Here is a 17,416-nt window from a genome sequence, read left to right as displayed (position 1 = left end):
AATACTACAAGATGATATAATATTCAAATATTAGTCAGGAAGACTCTTTGCTTAATGAGCCTTATTTAGCATCATAGTTGAGTTTTAGATAAATTTAAAAATTTCATTTATGACGCAATTTCTTTTTTGCAGTTCTAAAATTAATTTTGAAGAAACTCTTATTATTGCTATTTAATTTCTAAATTGATATACTAAAAGTTAACAAAAACAAAAATTGTGAGTGATTATATGAAAAATGAAGAATTGCGCTATCAGGAAGGAAAAAGAATAAGCATAATCAGTTTGATTACAAACCTATTACTTGCTGCTTTAAAAATTATAGTTGGTTATACTGCTAACAGTAAGGCACTGATTGCAGATGGATTTCATTCTTTTTCTGATATGGCATCCACTATTATTGTAATGTTCAGCATCAAATTTTCAAAAGCTCCTGCTGACAGCAATCATCCATACGGCCACGAAAAAGCTGAAGCTCTGGGAACCAACATTTTATCTGTTATTCTTCTGCTGACTGGTTTTTTACTGGCAAGAGATGCTGTTTATTCACTTATGGAAAGAGAAATCATTATCCCCGGCACTATTGCTTTAATAATTGCTTTTATTTCTATTATTAGCAAGGAAATACTTTACAGATATACAATTAAAATTGGAAAAAAAATAAACAGCAGAGGATTAATTGCAGATGCACATCACCACCGCTCTGATGCACTTTCATCTGTTGCAGCACTAATTGGTATAGGGGGAGCTAAACTTGGATTCTGGTATCTTGATCCCTTGGCTGGTTTTGTTGTAGCTGTATTGATATTAAAGGTAGGCTATGAAATAATGAGAGACTCTTCTAATGAGCTGATGGATGGTTTACCGGAAGAAGGGAAAATAGAACAAATAAAAAAATTATCCCAAAATGTTTCCGGTGTAATTGAGGTTGAGGAAATAAAAATAAGAAGTTATGGGCCAAAATTTATTGCGGATATAATAATTGTGGTTGATGATAATCTTACAGTTGGAGAAGGACATGACATTGCAGCTAAAGTTAAAAGAAATATAATGGATGTAGAAAAAGATTTTAAAGATGTTCTTGTTCATGTTGATCCTGAATCAGTTCACCAGTGATAGAAGTTAAAGTCTGTTAGCAGAGCACGTGGGATGGTTCAAGGGTGGACAAATTTTAGAAAAAACTACACAAAATGAAAGTTATCCACAATTTGTACACAAAACATGTGTTTTATCCACAAAAAAATAGTATATATTAACAAATACTGTGGATAATATAGTTATTCACAAGTTATCAACAATTTGTGGATATCAAAAATAATTACTATTAACGATTACTGTTTTTAAAGAGGTGGGCTTTATGAAAAATAATAATTTCTGCAGATCTGTTATAATAAAAAATATAAAAGGTGTTTTAAAAAATGGCTGTAAATGAGATATATACTGCAGCTGCAGGAGTTCTTTCAGGTGCTTTAACTGGATATCTGACAAATAATCTGGCTTTAAAGATGATATTTAAAAAATACGGGCCCTTTGGCGGAATTGTATTAAAAACCAGAGATGAATTTATAGCAAGTATCGCAGATTTAGTTGAAAATGAGCTGATAGATAAACAGCTTCTAAAAGAAGAGTTTTCTCGTAAAGAGTTCAAAAATAATTTCAAAAAAATGATAGAGGATTTTTATGGAAAATATCTGTACCGGAGAACAGGTAAGGTTAAAATTGGTGAAATACCGGCTTTTGAAGAAAATATGGATCTGCTGGCAGAATTTATCTGCAGAGAAAGCAGTGATTTTGTTGGAGATATTCTATCAACTTTCCGCAGTAATTTTGATTTTAAACTGCTGTTAAATGAGCAGGAATTGGAAAATATATTTCTGGAGATGTATAATTTTTTTGTAAAAAAAATGGATGACAGAGATTTTTTTATTAAGATCCTATTTTCGCTATTTGATGATTTAAAAGACTATCGAATAGAGGATATGACTGGGCAAAAATTTAAGGATGATTTCAAAGAAAATATTTTACAGCTAATAGAAACAATAAAAAAGGAAAAAACTGCAGATGAATCAAACTTTTTAACAGATTTATTAAATTTATTTGATCTGGATAAAACGATTGAGGATTTTTTTGAACAGCTGGAAAATAAAAGAATAAACTGTATATTAAATGATCCTGCAGAAATAGAAAAGTTTATTTTTTCGGATGATTTTTCAGATATAGAAAAAAATCTGAGCAGCAATTTAAAAGATTTTCTTTTGGAATCCAGCAGTTCATTTTCGGATTTATTAAATAAAGAACAGAAAAAAAAGATCGAAGCAGATATAATTGTAATACTAAAGTTTTTTCGGGAAGAAATAAAAAACTTTATAATTGAGAAAGATGATAAAATAAACTCCTTTATTTTCGAAATTTTTGCAGAAGAAATAGAATCATCTTCAGGTTTAAAAAAATTAAGTCGAGAATCGATCTATTCTCACTACAGAAAAAATATGACAGCAGATAATTCTCCTTCAGCACTGCTGTTAAATTATCTGGATAATTTAAAGCAGGATGATTTAAAAAAATTAAGCAGCCGTATTTTGAATCATCTAAGCAGCCAAAAAATTGATGAGAAATATTTAGACTTTGAAAGTATAAATTATGATAAAGAGAAATTAATTTCTCTGCTTTCTCAAAAATATAATAGTAAGATCTCAGAAATTTTTCCAGAACTATTCAAAAAAGATAAAATAAAAAACAGCAAAAAAAAGATATCAGAAAAAATGCCTGATATGCTTGAGGAGTTGCTTGAAGATCCAAAGAATATTAATAGAGTAACTGATTATATTTTTGCACTTAGTATTGAGAAAGCAGATTTTTCTTCACTGATTGAAAATAATATAGAGTTTTACTCATCACAGATAATAAAGTTCATGCAGCTGAAAAATAAAAGTATAATAAATAATTTTACTGCAGTTTTTAGAAAAAATTTAGATATGGAAAATAATCAGTTTTTAAGTATCCAAAAAGCCAAAAAGTCCGTCGAACAATTTTTGGATAAATTTTTTGCTGAGCAACGGGAAGGATTAAAAAAGAAAGAGCTGATCAATTTTTATGATCTACTAAGAAAAGAAGAAAAAACTGCTTCAGAAATTAGTGATTTTATTTTAGAAGTTCTCTATGTAAATATTCCGGAATTTCTTGAAGGAAAGATTAAAGAGACAGTTTCAGCCAATTTAAATAAGCTCAGCGATAGAGAAGTCCAGTCAGCACTGGAAGATTTTATCGGGAAAGAACTTAAGCCAATTACTTATCTTGGTGGATTTTTAGGTGCTGTAGTTGGTGGTCTATTTTCTGTATTTGCACCAGAACTTTCTTTAATTTCTACCAGTTCATCACTATGGATCGAATATTTAAGCTCAGCTTTTATTTATGGTGGAGTAGGATGGCTTACAAACGTTATTGCTCTATGGATGATTTTTCATCCATATGAGAAAAAATATTTAGCAGGAATTTCTATTCCGTTTTCACCTGGAATTGTTGCCAAAAACAGGTACAGATTTGCAGAATCAATGGGTTATTTTGTGGATAGAGAACTTCTGGAATCGGGTTCGACTGCTTCTTTAATAAATGATAATAGAGATAGATTAACAGAAGAATTACTGTCTCAGCTTGAGGAAGATAATTTTGCAGCTGTATACAGCTTTCTTGCGGATAATTCAGGTCTTATTTCCAGAAAAATAATGGAAATAATTAAATCTTTTATAGATAATTATCAGTTTAATGATGAAGATAGAAGTGTTGAATTTATTTCTGAATTTGCAGTCAGAAAAACTGCTGATTATTTATCACAGCAGGATATTGATAGTATATTACAGTTTGCAAGCGGCAGTCTGGAACATATTTATAGCAGAGAGTTATTTAAAAATTTAAATATTAGTAATAAACAATTAAACAAAATTATTCCTCAGAGGAACAGCTGGAATTTATACAGCCGTGATGTACAGAAATTATTGTTGAGCGGTGCAGCAGGAGATGTAATAAAATATATTCTTCCGAAAAATATAAAATATGAATTTTTTAATATTGATCTTTTAAATAGAGCTGAAAGATTTCTTTCTGAAATAAAACTTTCTACTCTGAACAGTCTGGTTCAGCAGAATATGTCTTATATAGCAGAGATTCTCAAAGAAAAGATGGAAGAGCTAATTGAAAGAGAAAAAAGAAAAAGAACGGGAATTATTGAAAATACGCTTATGTCAGGTGCAATTTATTTTGCAGATCTGGATGAGTTTTTGCAGAATACTTTAATGAGGATTAATGAGCGAAGGTTGGATAAATTTCTGCAGGAAGAAGAAAGTAATATACAAAATATTGTAGAGAAAGTTTTTCAGAAAGCACGGGAATCTAAAAAAAACCTTTATATAAATAATTTTAATGCTGCAGATTCTTTAATTAATTTAATGACTTCCAGTAGAGGAGATAAATTTATAGATGAGTTTTTTGCAAAAAACAGAGTAGAGATAGAAAAAATCACTGCAGAACTATTAAAAGACAGTGATGATACTTTAATTAGATTAATATTTGATATTGATAAAATAGAGCTCGAGAACTTTTTGCATAAATATTTTGTTCAGGGTCTATTTAAAGAAATTGCAGAAGGAGAAAATTATTTATTCAGTAGAGATAATATAAAATCTGTGCTGAAAAATATATCAGCAAACATTAGATTTTTGTCTACAAATAAATGCATAAATAATTTCTTTTCAGATATTGATCTGGAAAGAAGTGATGAATCAGTAATCATTAGTGCTGAACATTTAAATGAAATACTAAAAAAAATTAGAGATTTGACTGAAGATAAAAAATTCCAGACTGATATTAATAATATTTTGGAAAAAGAGACCCTCTCTCTGATAAATTATTTTAATGATAGAGGTTCTTATATAACATTTAATTATTTTGCTAAACTGTTTTTAATGGCAGGATTTGACAGTCTGGAAAACAATATCATTTCACTGTTTAATAGTGTTAAAATTAAAGAAATGGCCACTAATCAGGTTAAAGCAATGGATCCAGCTGAGATTGAAGCAATGTTCAACAGTTTTGCTGGAAAATATTTTTCGCATTTAAAACAGTATGGATGGTTTGGAGGCATATTTGGAGTGATTCAGATTTTGCTAAAAAACATAATCGAAGAAGGTGGTTTGTTTTGAGAAAGAATAGATATTATAATTATTTATATGTTATGCTTTTGGGAATAATTATGTTATTTTTTAGTTCCAGTATTATTTCCGGAGCTGTTTCAGAAAAACCGGCTGCTGCTCTTACGATAGCACCTCAGAAAGAGATGTTAAATGCTGTTGCAGGTGGAGAGGTTGATTCTTTTGTAATGGTTCCTCCAGGATACAGCCCGGCAAATTATGCACCTGCTCCTCAAGAAATCAGGGATTTTTCGGAAGCAGAAATATATTTTTCTATAGGTGTACCGGCAGATATACAGAATATCCTGCCACAAGCAGAAGAACTGAGTGGTAATTTAAAAATAGTAAAATTATTTGAAGCTGTTGACAAAAAATTCCCCCCAAGAGTTTTCAAAGATGGAGGAAGAGATCCACATATCTGGCTTTCACCATTAAGGTCAGCCTATATGGTAAATATAATGGCAGAAGAACTGGCAGAATTAATGCCTGAAAAAAAAGATTTTTTTATAAAAAATGCTGACAGTTATATTAAAAAAATTAAAGAAGCTGACAGAAGAAATAAAAAACTTCTTGCAAAATATAAAGGAGAAAAAATTCTTGTATATCATCCATCAATAGGTTATTTTACCGATCACTACAATCTGGAAATGATAACTATAGAAGATCACGGAAAAGAACCAGGGCCAAGACAGATACAAAAAATAATTGATGAAGCAAGAAAAGAAAATATAAAAACAGTCTTTTATCAATCTGAAATTGACAGCAAAAAATCGAGAGCAGTGGCAGAAGAGATTGGTGGGAAAGTGATTCAGCTTGATCCACTTGCAGAAAATTATTTGGGTAATCTAACTCAGATGGCTGAAATCATGGCTGAAACTCTAAGTAAAAGAGATGATCTAAAGTGAGTTATGCAGTTGAGTTAAATGGAATAACAGTTAAATATGGCAATTTACCTGTACTGGAAGATATAAATTTAAAGGTCAAAAATAAAGAGTTTTTGGGCATTATAGGGCCCAATGGTGGTGGAAAAACAACTCTGTTAAAGGTGATACTGGGGCTGATTGAGCCTGTAAAAGGTGATGTTATTATCTGTGGCTCCAGTTCAAAAAAAGCACTTAATAATATTGGTTATGTGCCGCAAATTTCTGCATTTGACAGAAATTTTCCTATTGATGTGCTCGATGTTGTTTTAACTGCCAGATTAAAGGGTAATATAAACTTTTTCCATCATTATAAAAAAAAGGATATCAATAAGGCAGAATCTATTTTGAATAAACTGGATCTTTATGACCTAAAAGACAGGCAGATAGGACAGCTTTCTGGAGGTCAGCTGCAGCGGGTGCTGATTGCCAGAGCACTGACAATGGATCCAAAAATATTACTTTTAGATGAACCTACTGCAAGTGTTGATACTGCTTCTACTTCCGCAATCTATGAAATTTTAAAAGATTTAAATAAAGAAAAAACTATTATTGTAGTTACACATAATCTGTCAGCAGTATCTTCATATTTTGACAGCCTGGCCTGTCTGAATAGAAGACTTTATCATCATGGCGAAAAGAATCTTAAGCAGGATATTACAGATAAAGTTTTCGGCTGTCCTGTTGATCTTATTGCACATGGACATCCACATAGGGTTTTTTCTCCTCACAGAGAAGAGGTAAATAATGATTGATGCTATTTTGAATTATCAATTTATGCAGAATGCTGTTATAAGTGCTGTTCTGGCAAGTATAGTATGTGGATTAATCGGCACCATAATAGTAGAAAAAAAACTGGTTATGCTCAGTGGTGGTATAGCACATACTTCTTTTGGAGGTATAGGGCTTGGCTATCTTATGGGATTTGAACCTATTTATGGAGCTTTTGGTTTTGCAGTTTTTTCTTCACTTACTATTGCTTTTGTGAGGCACAGGGTAGGAACAGGTTCTGATACTTTAATAGGTATGTTTTGGTCACTTGGTATGGCTTTAGGTATACTGTTTATAGGTTTTACCCCAGGTTATCCACCTGATATTTCATCCTATTTATTTGGAGATATTTTAACAGTAACAGCAGATGATGTCAGATTAATATCTATTTTAACAGTATTTATTCTTTTTTCTGTTATCAGTCTTTTTAATTACTGGAAGGCATATCTTTTTGATGAGGAATTTTTGAGTGTAATAGGTGTTAATGCTAAATTTTTTGAATATTTCCTGTTTATTATGATTGGCCTGGCTGTAGTTGTACTAATAAGAGTGGTGGGGATTATACTGGTTATAGCACTGCTGACTGCTCCTCCAGCAGCAGCCAGATTATTTACAAATAACCTAAAGAAAATAATGATTTTTGCCATTATTTTAGGTCTTATATTTTCTTTTAGTGGTTTAATACTTTCATATTATTTTAATCTACCTTCAGGTGCAGTGATAATCATAACAGCTGCTGTATTTTATTTTTCTTTTGCCTTTTCGAAGATGAAGGAAATAAAAAAATAATTACAGAAATTTAGTGTATATTTCTAAAATAAAAGTGCTTATTTCTAAAATAAAACAGAAGATAAAAAAAGAAAAATTTAATTATATAAAAGAAAAATAAAAGGAAAATCGGATTTGTTATAGAAACATATTTAAAACACCTGACAGATTTGAGTCAGGGTCTCTTTTATTAATTTAGGAGGTCTGCGTATGACATTAGAATTTGTAAGAAAAAGAGATGGCAAAAAAGTAAGGTTTGATAGGGAAAAGATTAAACAGGCTGTCTTAAAAGCAGCTGATGCGGTTGGCATAGAAGATGAACAGATTGGCACAGAAACAACAAAAGAAGTTCTGGCATATCTAAAAATTTTCTTTAAAAATGGCGGCATACCAGAAGTTGAGCAGATTCAGGATCTGGTGGAAAAAGTTCTTATTGAAAAAGGTTATGCAGAAGTAGCTAAGGCATATATTCTCTACAGAGAAAGACACAGCAAACTAAGGGACACTAAAAAATTATTTCAGGATGCTGTTGGGGCAATGAATGATTACCTTGACAGAAGTGACTGGAAAGTTAACGAAAACAGCAATATGGGATATTCTCTTCAGGGACTTAATAATTTTATTGCTTCACAGATTACAGGTCAGTACTGGCTTCAGGAAATATATCCTGAGGAGATTGCTGTACATCACACAAGTGGAGATATACATATACATGATCTGGGAAATTTGAGTGTTTACTGCTGTGGTTGGGATCTGGAGGATTTGCTTAGAACAGGTTTTTGTGGAGTTCCGACAAAGGTTGAAAGTTTACCCCCCAAACATCTAAAAACAGCTTTAGGACAGATAGTGAATTTTTATTATACTTTACAGGGTGAAGCAGCTGGAGCAATAGCTTTTTCCAATTTTGATACATACCTGGCTCCATTTATTGCATATGACAATTTGAGCTATCAAGAAGTAAAACAATCCATGCAGGAATTTTTGTTCAATATGAATGTACCAACAAGAGTTGGATTTCAGACACCTTTTACAAATATTACGATGGATCTTAAAACACCCAATTATCTTAAAGATCAGGCAGTAATAATTGGAGGAGAATATCAGGAAAAGACTTATGGAGAGTTTCAGAGAGAGATGGATATGCTCAACAGAGCTTTTGCAGAAGTTATGCTGGCAGGAGATGCAAAAGGCAGAATGTTTTCTTTCCCAATTCCTACGTATAATATCACAGAAGATTTTGAGTGGGAAAATCCGGTTCTTGATCCTGTTTGGGAGATGACTGCCAAATATGGGATACCGTATTTTTCAAATTTTATTAACTCAGATATGAATCCTGAAGATGCACGTTCAATGTGCTGCCGGCTCCGTCTGGATAATACAGAGCTGCGCAAAAGAGGAGGAGGATTATTTGGTGCCAATCCGATGACAGGATCAATAGGAGTTGTGACACTTAATATGCCTCGAATCGGTTTTTTAGCAGAAGATAAAGAAGACTTTATAGAAAGAGTTCACTGTCTAATGGATATAGCTAAAGAAAGCCTCGAAATAAAGCGAAAGGTTCTTGAAGGACTTACAGAACAGGGTCTGTACCCTTATTCTAAATTTTATCTTCGTGATGTAAAAAAGCGTTTTGGTGAATACTGGAAAAATCATTTTAATACTATAGGATTAAATGGTATGAATGAAGCAGTTATTAACTTTCTGGGCAGCAACATTGCTTCTAAAGAAGGAAGGAAATTTTCTCTTGAGGTAATGAACAGAATGAGAGATAAGCTGCAGGAATATCAGGAAGAAACAGATAATCTTTATAATCTGGAAGCAACCCCTGCAGAAGGTACAGCATATAGATTTGCGAGACTGGATAGGGAAAGGTATGGTGACAGCATAATTTCTGCCAATGAAGAGAGAGTGCAGAATGAAGGTGCTGATCCATATTATACTAATTCTACTCAGCTGCCTGTTGGTTATACAGATGATATATTTACTGCACTTGAACTTCAGGATGATCTGCAGTCCCAGTATACAGGTGGAACTGTACTACATGGATTTTTGGGAGAGCGAATGCCTTCTATTAAAAATACAAAAAAATTGGTTAAGAGAATTGCAGAAAACTTTAAGCTGCCTTATTATACTATAACTCCGACCTTCAGCATCTGTCCTGTTCACGGCTATATTCCGGGAGAACATTATTACTGCCCTAAATGTGCGGCTGAAGTAGAAGCAGAAGAAGAGGCAGAAACAGTTGGTGCTTAATATGAGGCTTGCTGGTTTAAGAAATACTTCACTGCTTGATTTTCCGGATAGAATATCAGCTGTGGTTTTTACCAGAGGCTGTAATTTTAGCTGTGGATACTGCCACAACAGTCAGCTGATACCTATGAAAGCTCCACCAGGTGATGAAGACCTGCCGGAAGATATATTCTTTTCATTTTTAGAGAAGAGAAGAGATCTTTTAGATGGAGTTACTATCACAGGTGGAGAACCAACTCTTCAGCCTGATTTAAAAGATTTTATAGTAAAAATAAGAGAAAAACATAATCTGCAGATAAAGCTTGATACAAATGGAACAGATTCTAAGAAAATAATTGAACTGCTGGAAGATGGTTTGCTTGAATATATTGCAATGGATGTTAAGCTGGGTCTGGACAGCTATCCTCTCCTGGCACCAAAAGGAGTTATCCCGGAAATTAAAAAATCAGTAGAACTCATTAAAAACTCTAATATTGACTATGAGTTTAGAGCCACTGTTGTGCCGGGAATGCATGATGAGAAGGAATTGAATGAAATCGGCAGAATTGTTGAAGGGGCCGAGAAATTTTTTATCCAGAATTTCCGTCCTGTAAACACTCTTGATCCTAAACTTAGAGAATCCAGAACTTTTGCACCTTCAGAACTTAAGAAATTCAAATACGTTATGGAAAACTATGTTTCTAAAGTTAAAATTAGAAATTGATTTAACTTTTTCAGAACTTATTTTTCACTGTTTCGAAGTGATATGCTGAAGCTGATAGTTATAATATGCTTTAAGATAGTTTAATTTAGGGTTAAAATTTAAGGAGGTAAAATTGTGGCTAAAAAACAAAAATGTGAAGTTTATTCTCGTGTTGTAGGATATCTTTCTCCTGTTTCGGACTGGAACAAAGGAAAGAAGGAAGAATTTAAGGACCGCAAAACTTTTTCAGTTAAAAAAGAGTTTTCTTCTTAAAAGATCTCAAATGATGCCGGATGTATGATTATTTTAAACATACTATCCGGCATTTTTTTGTGCAAAAATTTGTTGAAAAGAAAAACTTCTTATGCTATAATTGTCTGCAGTGGGTGAAGTTTAAATGAACGAACCCCATAAAGAAATTTTCCTAGGGGGAATGTATTAATTATGATTTACACAGGTAAAGTAAAATGGTTTGATGCAAAAAAAGGTTATGGTTTTATTGAGAGAGAAGATGGAGACGATGTATTTGTTCATTTTTCCGCAATTCAGGATGAAGGATTCAAAAGTCTTGAAGATGAACAAGAAGTAGAATTTGAAATCGTTGAAGGCGACCGTGGACCTCAAGCTGCCAACGTTGTAAAATTATAGAGTTTAACTGTAAAACTGTATAATAAAACAACTAACCCTGACTGGTATAATTCTGGTCAGGGTTTTTTAGCGTTTTTTCCAGAATGAATTTCTATTTCCAGATATTTGTCCATCCTCTTCTACTCTTAATCCAGAATAGAACTTATATCCAATTATATCGGTAACAAAAAATGCATTAGGGATATCTACAGCTTCCATTTTCTGGGTCAGGAAGTTCTCTGACCAGATATATCCCTGGCCTGAATAACCTTCAAAAGTTAATGTTTTTTCTTCAATATTTTCTAAAGAACCCAATGGTTCTCCTGTTATGGCATTAAATAATATTTTTCCATTTAATGAATATGCATACCAGGGTAGTGAACGGGTCCCCCCCAAATACATTTCAGCTTTTCCATGCAGAGAAGATAGAGTTTTTTCGGTTTCAAATGGATAATTTGGATGAGTCACACAGTTGATATATTTATGTCCCATAAATATTAATTCTTTTCCACCTTTAGGAATTGTATAATCTGCCAGCAGATCACTATCAAAATTGGTTAGATCATCTACTATTTTCCAGCTGGCTAACTTTATTTTTTCTGAACCATCATTTTTAGCAAAGTGAGAGGCAAAAAGATCGGCAATATCACTGGATATGAATTCAGCATCACTTCTATTAATTAGTTTGGGACCCTTTTCAAATTCTATTTTATCTCTTTGAATACCATGAAAGTTAATTAAGTTTGATTCTGTAAGTACAAGCAGACTGACATTGCTTTCCCCATGATCAGACTTTGTTATTTCTAATGGGTAATATAATTTATCACTTTTAAATTTATAGTAAATAGCTTCATTAAAATAAGGCTTTGGACCTACATCTACAGTATCAAAAACGAAAAAATTATAATCTTTGTCAATATATTTTTTTATTGTTTTCTTTAATTCTTCTGGTATAACAGGATTATCTTTTCCCTTCTGCTTCAAATAGTTATTAACCCAGTTTGTAAATGTATTTTCGTTTAACACTTTTACAACTGTGATATCATGTGAGCCAATAACAACTTCCTGCTTTACTTCTCCACCCTGAAGTTGTCTGCTGTCTGAAGATCGTGTTATAGGTTGAACCAGCTGTTTTGAATGATCTAGAGTTAAAAGTTCATTTGCTTTTCTCAAAACATTTCGACTGGATTTTTTTATTTCTGGTTCGTGAGGTAAGGGTAATACTTCAAGAATTTTTGTATCCTGATCAGCATAAAGTTTGGTAGAAAGAATAAGAATTTCTTCTTTTCCATTCCAGGCGATTAATGCCTGCTGATTGGGTTCAAATATTCTTATCGCTGGCTGAAAAGGAATAGAACCTCTATCAGCAAAAACATAAGATGATATAGTAAACATTAATGCAAATATAATGAATAATATAAGTGATTTCTTCAACAAAATCACTCCTTTCCAATAGATTTATATATTCTAATTCTTCTTAGAGATTATTTTTCCTGCCATTTTATTAAAAAATAGTGGTAATATTTAATTAATTTAAATGATTTCGAATATATTTAGATACCTTTCAGAAGGTGGGAAATATTTGACAGTTGAACTGTAAAGTAATATACTTAAAGAGAAAGAAACTAATAAATTTACCTTACTAATAGGAGGGAAAATTATAATGGCAAAAGTAATGAAGACTATGGATGGAAACACTGCTGCAGCTCATGTAGCATATGCATTTACAGATGTTGCGGCAATCTATCCAATTACTCCTTCATCTCCAATGGCTGAGCTGGTTGATTCATGGAGTGCACACGGCCGAAAAAATATTTTTGGTCAGAGAGTTAAGTTGACAGAAATGCAGTCTGAAGGTGGAGCTTCTGGTGCAGTACATGGTTCACTTGCAGCAGGTGCACTGACGACAACATTTACAGCTTCACAGGGTTTGCTGCTGATGCTGCCTAATATGTATAAAATTGCAGGTGAGTTATTACCTGGAGTTTTCCATGTTAGTTCTCGTACGGTTGCAACCCACGCTCTTTCAATTTTTGGTGATCATTCTGATGTAATGGCTGTTCGTCAGACTGGAACAGCAATGATTGCTTCTGGTAGTGTACAGGAAGTTATGGATTTAGCTGGTGTAGCCCATTTAGCTTCAATAAAAAGCAGTATTCCATTTGTACATTTCTTTGATGGATTTAGAACATCTCACGAGTATCAGAAGATTGAGGTTATGGATTATGATGACCTGGCAGAACTGGTTGACTATGGAAAAGTAAGTGAATTCAGGCACAGAGCTTTAAACCCTGAACATCCAGTTACAAAAGGTACAGCTCAGAATCCGGATATTTTCTTTCAGGCTAGAGAAGCATCCAACCGTTTTTATGAGGCAGTACCTGATATTGTAGAAGAATATATGCAGGATATCAGCGAGATTACAGGTAGAGAATATCATCCATTTAATTATGTTGGTGCAGAGGATGCAGAATACATTATAGTTGCAATGGGTTCTGTGACAGATACAATTGAAGAAACAGTCAATTATCTTGTTAATCGGGGAGAAAAAGTTGGGCTGATAAAAGTTAGACTTTATCGTCCATTCTCTGAAAAATATTTCTTTAAAGCATTCCCTGAAACAACAAAGAAAATTGCTGTATTAGATAGAACTAAAGAACCTGGTGCAGTTGGAGAACCTCTTTACGAAGATGTTAGATCTCTATTTTATGACAGAAAAGAAAAACCTGTTATAGTAGGCGGCCGCTATGGTTTGAGTTCCAAGGACACTACTCCATCTCAAATTAATGCTGTATTTGAGAATCTCAAAAAAGAAGAACCTAAAGACAGGTTTACTATCGGTATTATTGATGATGTAACACATACTAACTTAGAAATAAAAGAACATATTAGTACAACACCTGAAGGTACAGTGCGCTGCAAATTCTGGGGCTTTGGTTCAGATGGTACTGTTGGTGCTAACAAAAATGCCATTAAGATTATTGGTGACAATACAGATAAATATGCTCAGGCATATTTCTCATATGATTCCAAAAAATCTGGTGGTGTAACAGTATCTCACCTTAGATTTGGTGATGAACCAATTAAATCAACCTATCTTATTGATAAAGCAGAATATGTTGCCTGTCATAAAGAATCTTATGTAGATAAGTTTGATATGGTTTCAGATCTAAAAGAAGGTGGAACATTCCTATTAAACTGCAGATGGTCAGAAGATGAACTTGAGGAAAATCTGCCTGCAGAAATGAAGAAATTTATTGCTGAAAATAACATAAATTTTTATATTATTGATGGTGTAAAGATTGCTCAAGAAGTTGGCCTTGGCGGCCGTATTAATATGGTTATGCAGACCGCTTTCTTTAAACTGGCTGATATTATTCCAGTTGATGATGCTGTTAAATATCTTAAAAATGCTATTAAAGACACTTATGGTCATAAAGGTGATAAAATTGTAGAAATGAACTATAAAGCTGTAGATAAGGCATTAGATGCACTTGTTAAAGTTGATGTTCCTGCTGACTGGGCAGATGCGGAATCAGTTAAAGAAGAAGAAAAAGAGGCACCTGAATTTGTAAAAAATGTGCTTGAAGTTGTTAATAAACAGGAAGGTGACAGTCTACCTGTAAGTACATTTGTTGGACGTGAGGATGGACACTTCCCTCCAGGACTATCACAGTACGAAAAACGCGGTATTGCGATCGATGTTCCGGACTGGGATTTCGATACCTGTATTCAGTGTAACCAGTGTTCGCTTTCCTGTCCCCATGCAGTTATCAGACCTTTCCTTCTTGATGAAGAAGAAGCAGCAAATGCTCCAGAAGGTTTTGTAACTGTTGATGCTAATGGTAAACAATTAGAAGGACTCCAGTATAAGATTCAGGTAAGTCCTTATGACTGTACTGGCTGTGGAGTTTGTGCTGACATTTGTCCGGCAGATGCTCTCGAAATGAAACCATTTGCAGAGATGGCAGAAAAAGAAGCAGAAAACTGGGAATATGCTAGACATGAAGTAACAGTTAAAGATGACCTGATGCCTGTTACCAATATAAAAGGTAGTCAATTCCAGCAGCCGCTGCTTGAGTTTTCAGGGGCATGTGCAGGCTGTGGCGAAACAGCATATGCTAAACTGGTAACTCAGTTATTTGGCGATAGAATGATAATAGCTAATGCTACTGGTTGTTCTTCCATTTGGGGTGGATCAGCTCCTGTTTCTGTATATACTACAAATGATGAAGGAGAGGGACCTGCATGGGCCAACTCCCTATTTGAAGATAATGCAGAATATGGCTATGGTATGTATCTTGCTACTGCACAAATCAGAGATAAGATTGCCGATCTTATGCAGGAGGCAATTGAACTTAATTTAGACCCTGAACTAAATGAGTTAATGCAGGAATTCTTGGATAATATGCAGGATGGAGAAAGGACAAAAGAACTTAAAAAGAAAATGATGCCACTTCTGGCTAAATACAGTGACAATGAAGTGATTGCAGAAATTGTTGATAAAAAAGAATTTATTGTTAAAAAATCTCAGTGGATCTTCGGTGGAGATGGCTGGGCTTATGATATTGGTTATGGTGGATTAGATCATGTACTTGCATCAGGTGATGATGTAAATGTACTTGTATTTGACACAGAGGTTTATTCCAATACCGGTGGTCAGTCTTCTAAAGCTACACCAACTGCTGCAGCTGCAAAGTTTGCTGCTTCGGGTAAGAGAATCAAAAAGAAAGATCTCGGTCAGATGGCAATGACATATGGTTATGTATATGTAGCACAGATTGCTCTTGGTGCAAATATGAATCAGGCAATCAAAGCTATCGCTGAGGCTGAAGCCTATCCTGGACCTTCTCTAATTATAGCTTATGCTCCATGTATTGCTCATGGATTAAAAGATGGTATGAGCTGTAGTGTATCACAGGAGAAGAATGCTGTTGAGTCAGGTTACTGGCACTTATATCGCTTTAATCCTGAACTTCAGGATGAAGGTAAGAATCCATTCAGCCTAGATTCTAAAGAACCTAAAGGTAATTTCAGAGAACACTTATTAAGTGAGGTAAGATTTTCATCTCTTAAGAAGACATTCCCGGAAATTGCTGAAGAGCTGTTTGAAAGAGCTGAAGAAGATGCTAAAGAGCGCTATAATTCCTACAAGCGCCTGGTAAAAGCATATGAGCCAGAAGAGTAAATAAACTTGTTTAGCTTAATAAAAAATAATTATAATTTATGATCTAAAGTATTTGTATGGGGCGGTGGATTTATTGTACCGCCCTTTTAATATTATAAATAATTTAGAAAGGGGTATATATTTTATGAATAAGGAAATTCAAGATGTTGAAGAAAAACAGCACTTGCGTATATTTTAGATCAATTTTTACCCTGGTGGGGAAGTCTATAAATTTTTAAATATAATAGTAAATATTATATTGTTTCTAATTCTTTTTTTCGGGTTATTAATTCTTTTTCTCTTTTAACAATTTTTTCTTCATAGACATCTATTTTATAATTTAAACGCTCAAGTGTTTGCTGCATTTTGTTTATTTTTTCAGCAAGTTTATCTCTTTCCTCAGTCAAAAGTTCTTTTCTTTCTTTAATAGTAGAATCTCCTTTTTGGTATAGCTTTAGATATTCAATTAAGGTATCAATTGAAAGCCCGGCATCACGCATATATTTAATAAATTCTATCCAGTTACAGTCTTCTTCTGTATAATCACGATTACCACTGCTGTTGCGCCTGATTTCAGGAATTAAACCAACTCGTTCATAATAGCGAAGAGTATCTTTAGTTAGATCAAATCTTTCACTAACTTCGGAAATTTGCATTTTCTATCACCTCTTTTCAATATAATTTATTTATTCTGATAAAATATTATCAGAATATTTAGAATGTGATTAGATATAAATCATTTATGACTTTAAAATACATGTTAAAAAATATTTTTATATCTTTATTCTATTCTATTATATTATATCAAATATATCAAAAATATTGAAAAAGGAGTTTCCATTTTTTGGGAAACTCCTTAAATGACTTTTTTAGCTCAAAAAATTTTGTATTTAATTACTACTTTTATTTTATTGCTAATTCTTATCTTTTTTTACTATTGAGTTATTCTAAAGCTGCTCTCACATTTTTCAATTCTTTTCTAATAGGAATATCCTGTGGACAATGGCTCTCACAAATTCCACATTCTATACAGTTTACAGCTTTAGCTTCA

The 17,416-nt window shown here is 33.2% G+C and carries 13 protein-coding genes; 10 read left to right on the top strand and 3 right to left on the bottom strand.

All coding sequences use genetic code 11. The features are described from left to right. Positions 1-228 precede the first annotated feature (228 nt). From DER71_RS09970 to DER71_RS09930, 9 genes are all read left to right on the top strand, one after another. On the top strand, positions 229-1,113 hold the full coding sequence (locus DER71_RS09970) for a cation diffusion facilitator family transporter (RefSeq protein ID WP_114457120.1): 885 nt from the start codon (positions 229-231) through the stop codon (positions 1,111-1,113). A 302-nt stretch (positions 1,114-1,415) separates the two neighbouring features. Next, a complete protein-coding gene (locus DER71_RS09965; RefSeq protein ID WP_114457119.1) occupies positions 1,416-5,192 on the top strand; it encodes a DUF445 family protein in 3,777 nt (1,258 codons plus the stop codon). Further along, entirely contained in the window at positions 5,189-6,085 is an 897-nt protein-coding gene (locus DER71_RS09960; protein WP_233486937.1) for a metal ABC transporter solute-binding protein, Zn/Mn family, read from the top strand. The genes DER71_RS09965 and DER71_RS09960 overlap by 4 nt, the downstream gene beginning before the upstream one ends. Next, positions 6,082-6,855, top strand: coding sequence for a metal ABC transporter ATP-binding protein (locus DER71_RS09955; protein WP_114457118.1), 774 nt, complete (start codon positions 6,082-6,084; stop codon positions 6,853-6,855). The genes DER71_RS09960 and DER71_RS09955 overlap by 4 nt, the downstream gene beginning before the upstream one ends. Continuing rightward, entirely contained in the window at positions 6,848-7,660 is an 813-nt protein-coding gene (locus tag DER71_RS09950) for a metal ABC transporter permease (protein WP_114457117.1), read from the top strand. The genes DER71_RS09955 and DER71_RS09950 overlap by 8 nt, the downstream gene beginning before the upstream one ends. Positions 7,661-7,849: 189 nt before the next feature. Further along, complete coding sequence (locus DER71_RS09945) at positions 7,850-9,892, top strand: ribonucleoside triphosphate reductase (RefSeq protein ID WP_114457116.1); 2,043 nt, start codon at positions 7,850-7,852, stop codon at positions 9,890-9,892. After that, a complete protein-coding gene (locus DER71_RS09940) occupies positions 9,885-10,592 on the top strand; it encodes an anaerobic ribonucleoside-triphosphate reductase activating protein (protein ID WP_233486942.1) in 708 nt (235 codons plus the stop codon). Before DER71_RS09945 ends, DER71_RS09940 begins: the two co-directional genes overlap by 8 nt. A gap of 114 nt (positions 10,593-10,706) precedes the next feature. Then, positions 10,707-10,844 (top strand): anaerobic ribonucleoside-triphosphate reductase, encoded by a 138-nt coding sequence (gene nrdD, locus DER71_RS09935; protein WP_114457115.1) that lies wholly within the window; start codon positions 10,707-10,709, stop codon positions 10,842-10,844. A gap of 174 nt (positions 10,845-11,018) precedes the next feature. After that, a complete protein-coding gene (locus DER71_RS09930) occupies positions 11,019-11,219 on the top strand; it encodes a cold shock domain-containing protein (protein WP_233486941.1) in 201 nt (66 codons plus the stop codon). 66 nt (positions 11,220-11,285) lie between these two features. Here the strand turns inward: DER71_RS09930 and DER71_RS09925 are convergent, their stop codons facing one another. Further along, the gene (locus DER71_RS09925) at positions 11,286-12,632 is read right to left on the bottom strand and encodes a DUF2330 domain-containing protein (RefSeq protein ID WP_114457113.1); all 1,347 of its coding nucleotides are present in this window, start codon (positions 12,630-12,632) and stop codon (positions 11,286-11,288) included. Between the two features lie 229 nt (positions 12,633-12,861). Between DER71_RS09925 and nifJ the strand changes: the two genes are divergently transcribed. Continuing rightward, the gene (gene nifJ, locus DER71_RS09920; protein ID WP_114457112.1) at positions 12,862-16,386 is read left to right on the top strand and encodes a pyruvate:ferredoxin (flavodoxin) oxidoreductase; all 3,525 of its coding nucleotides are present in this window, start codon (positions 12,862-12,864) and stop codon (positions 16,384-16,386) included. Between the two features lie 233 nt (positions 16,387-16,619). On the opposite strand, the gene DER71_RS09915 is transcribed toward nifJ, so the two are convergent. Then, the gene (locus DER71_RS09915; protein ID WP_114457111.1) at positions 16,620-17,021 is read right to left on the bottom strand and encodes a MerR family transcriptional regulator; all 402 of its coding nucleotides are present in this window, start codon (positions 17,019-17,021) and stop codon (positions 16,620-16,622) included. A gap of 286 nt (positions 17,022-17,307) precedes the next feature. Continuing rightward, on the bottom strand, positions 17,308-17,416 hold a 109-nt coding region (locus tag DER71_RS09910; RefSeq protein ID WP_147269418.1), incomplete at its 5' end, for a 4Fe-4S binding protein.

The organism is Halanaerobium sp. DL-01, assembly GCF_003338615.1.
Classification (GTDB): Bacteria; Bacillota; Halanaerobiia; order Halanaerobiales; family Halanaerobiaceae; genus QPJE01.
The sequence above is the reverse complement of the archived record's forward strand: the minus strand, read 5'-3'. Positions and strand labels throughout refer to the sequence as shown.

Excerpts from the sequence above, each read along its gene's own strand:
- DER71_RS09915 (WP_114457111.1), bottom strand. The coding sequence starts at position 17,021 with ATGCAAATTTCCGAAGTTAGTGAAAGATTTGATCTAACTAAAGATACT.
- DER71_RS09945 (WP_114457116.1), top strand. The coding sequence starts at position 7,850 with ATGACATTAGAATTTGTAAGAAAAAGAGATGGCAAAAAAGTAAGGTTT.
- nifJ (WP_114457112.1), top strand. The coding sequence starts at position 12,862 with ATGGCAAAAGTAATGAAGACTATGGATGGAAACACTGCTGCAGCTCAT.
- DER71_RS09965 (WP_114457119.1), top strand. The coding sequence starts at position 1,416 with ATGGCTGTAAATGAGATATATACTGCAGCTGCAGGAGTTCTTTCAGGT.
- DER71_RS09970 (WP_114457120.1), top strand. The coding sequence starts at position 229 with ATGAAAAATGAAGAATTGCGCTATCAGGAAGGAAAAAGAATAAGCATA.
- DER71_RS09950 (WP_114457117.1), top strand. The coding sequence starts at position 6,848 with ATGATTGATGCTATTTTGAATTATCAATTTATGCAGAATGCTGTTATA.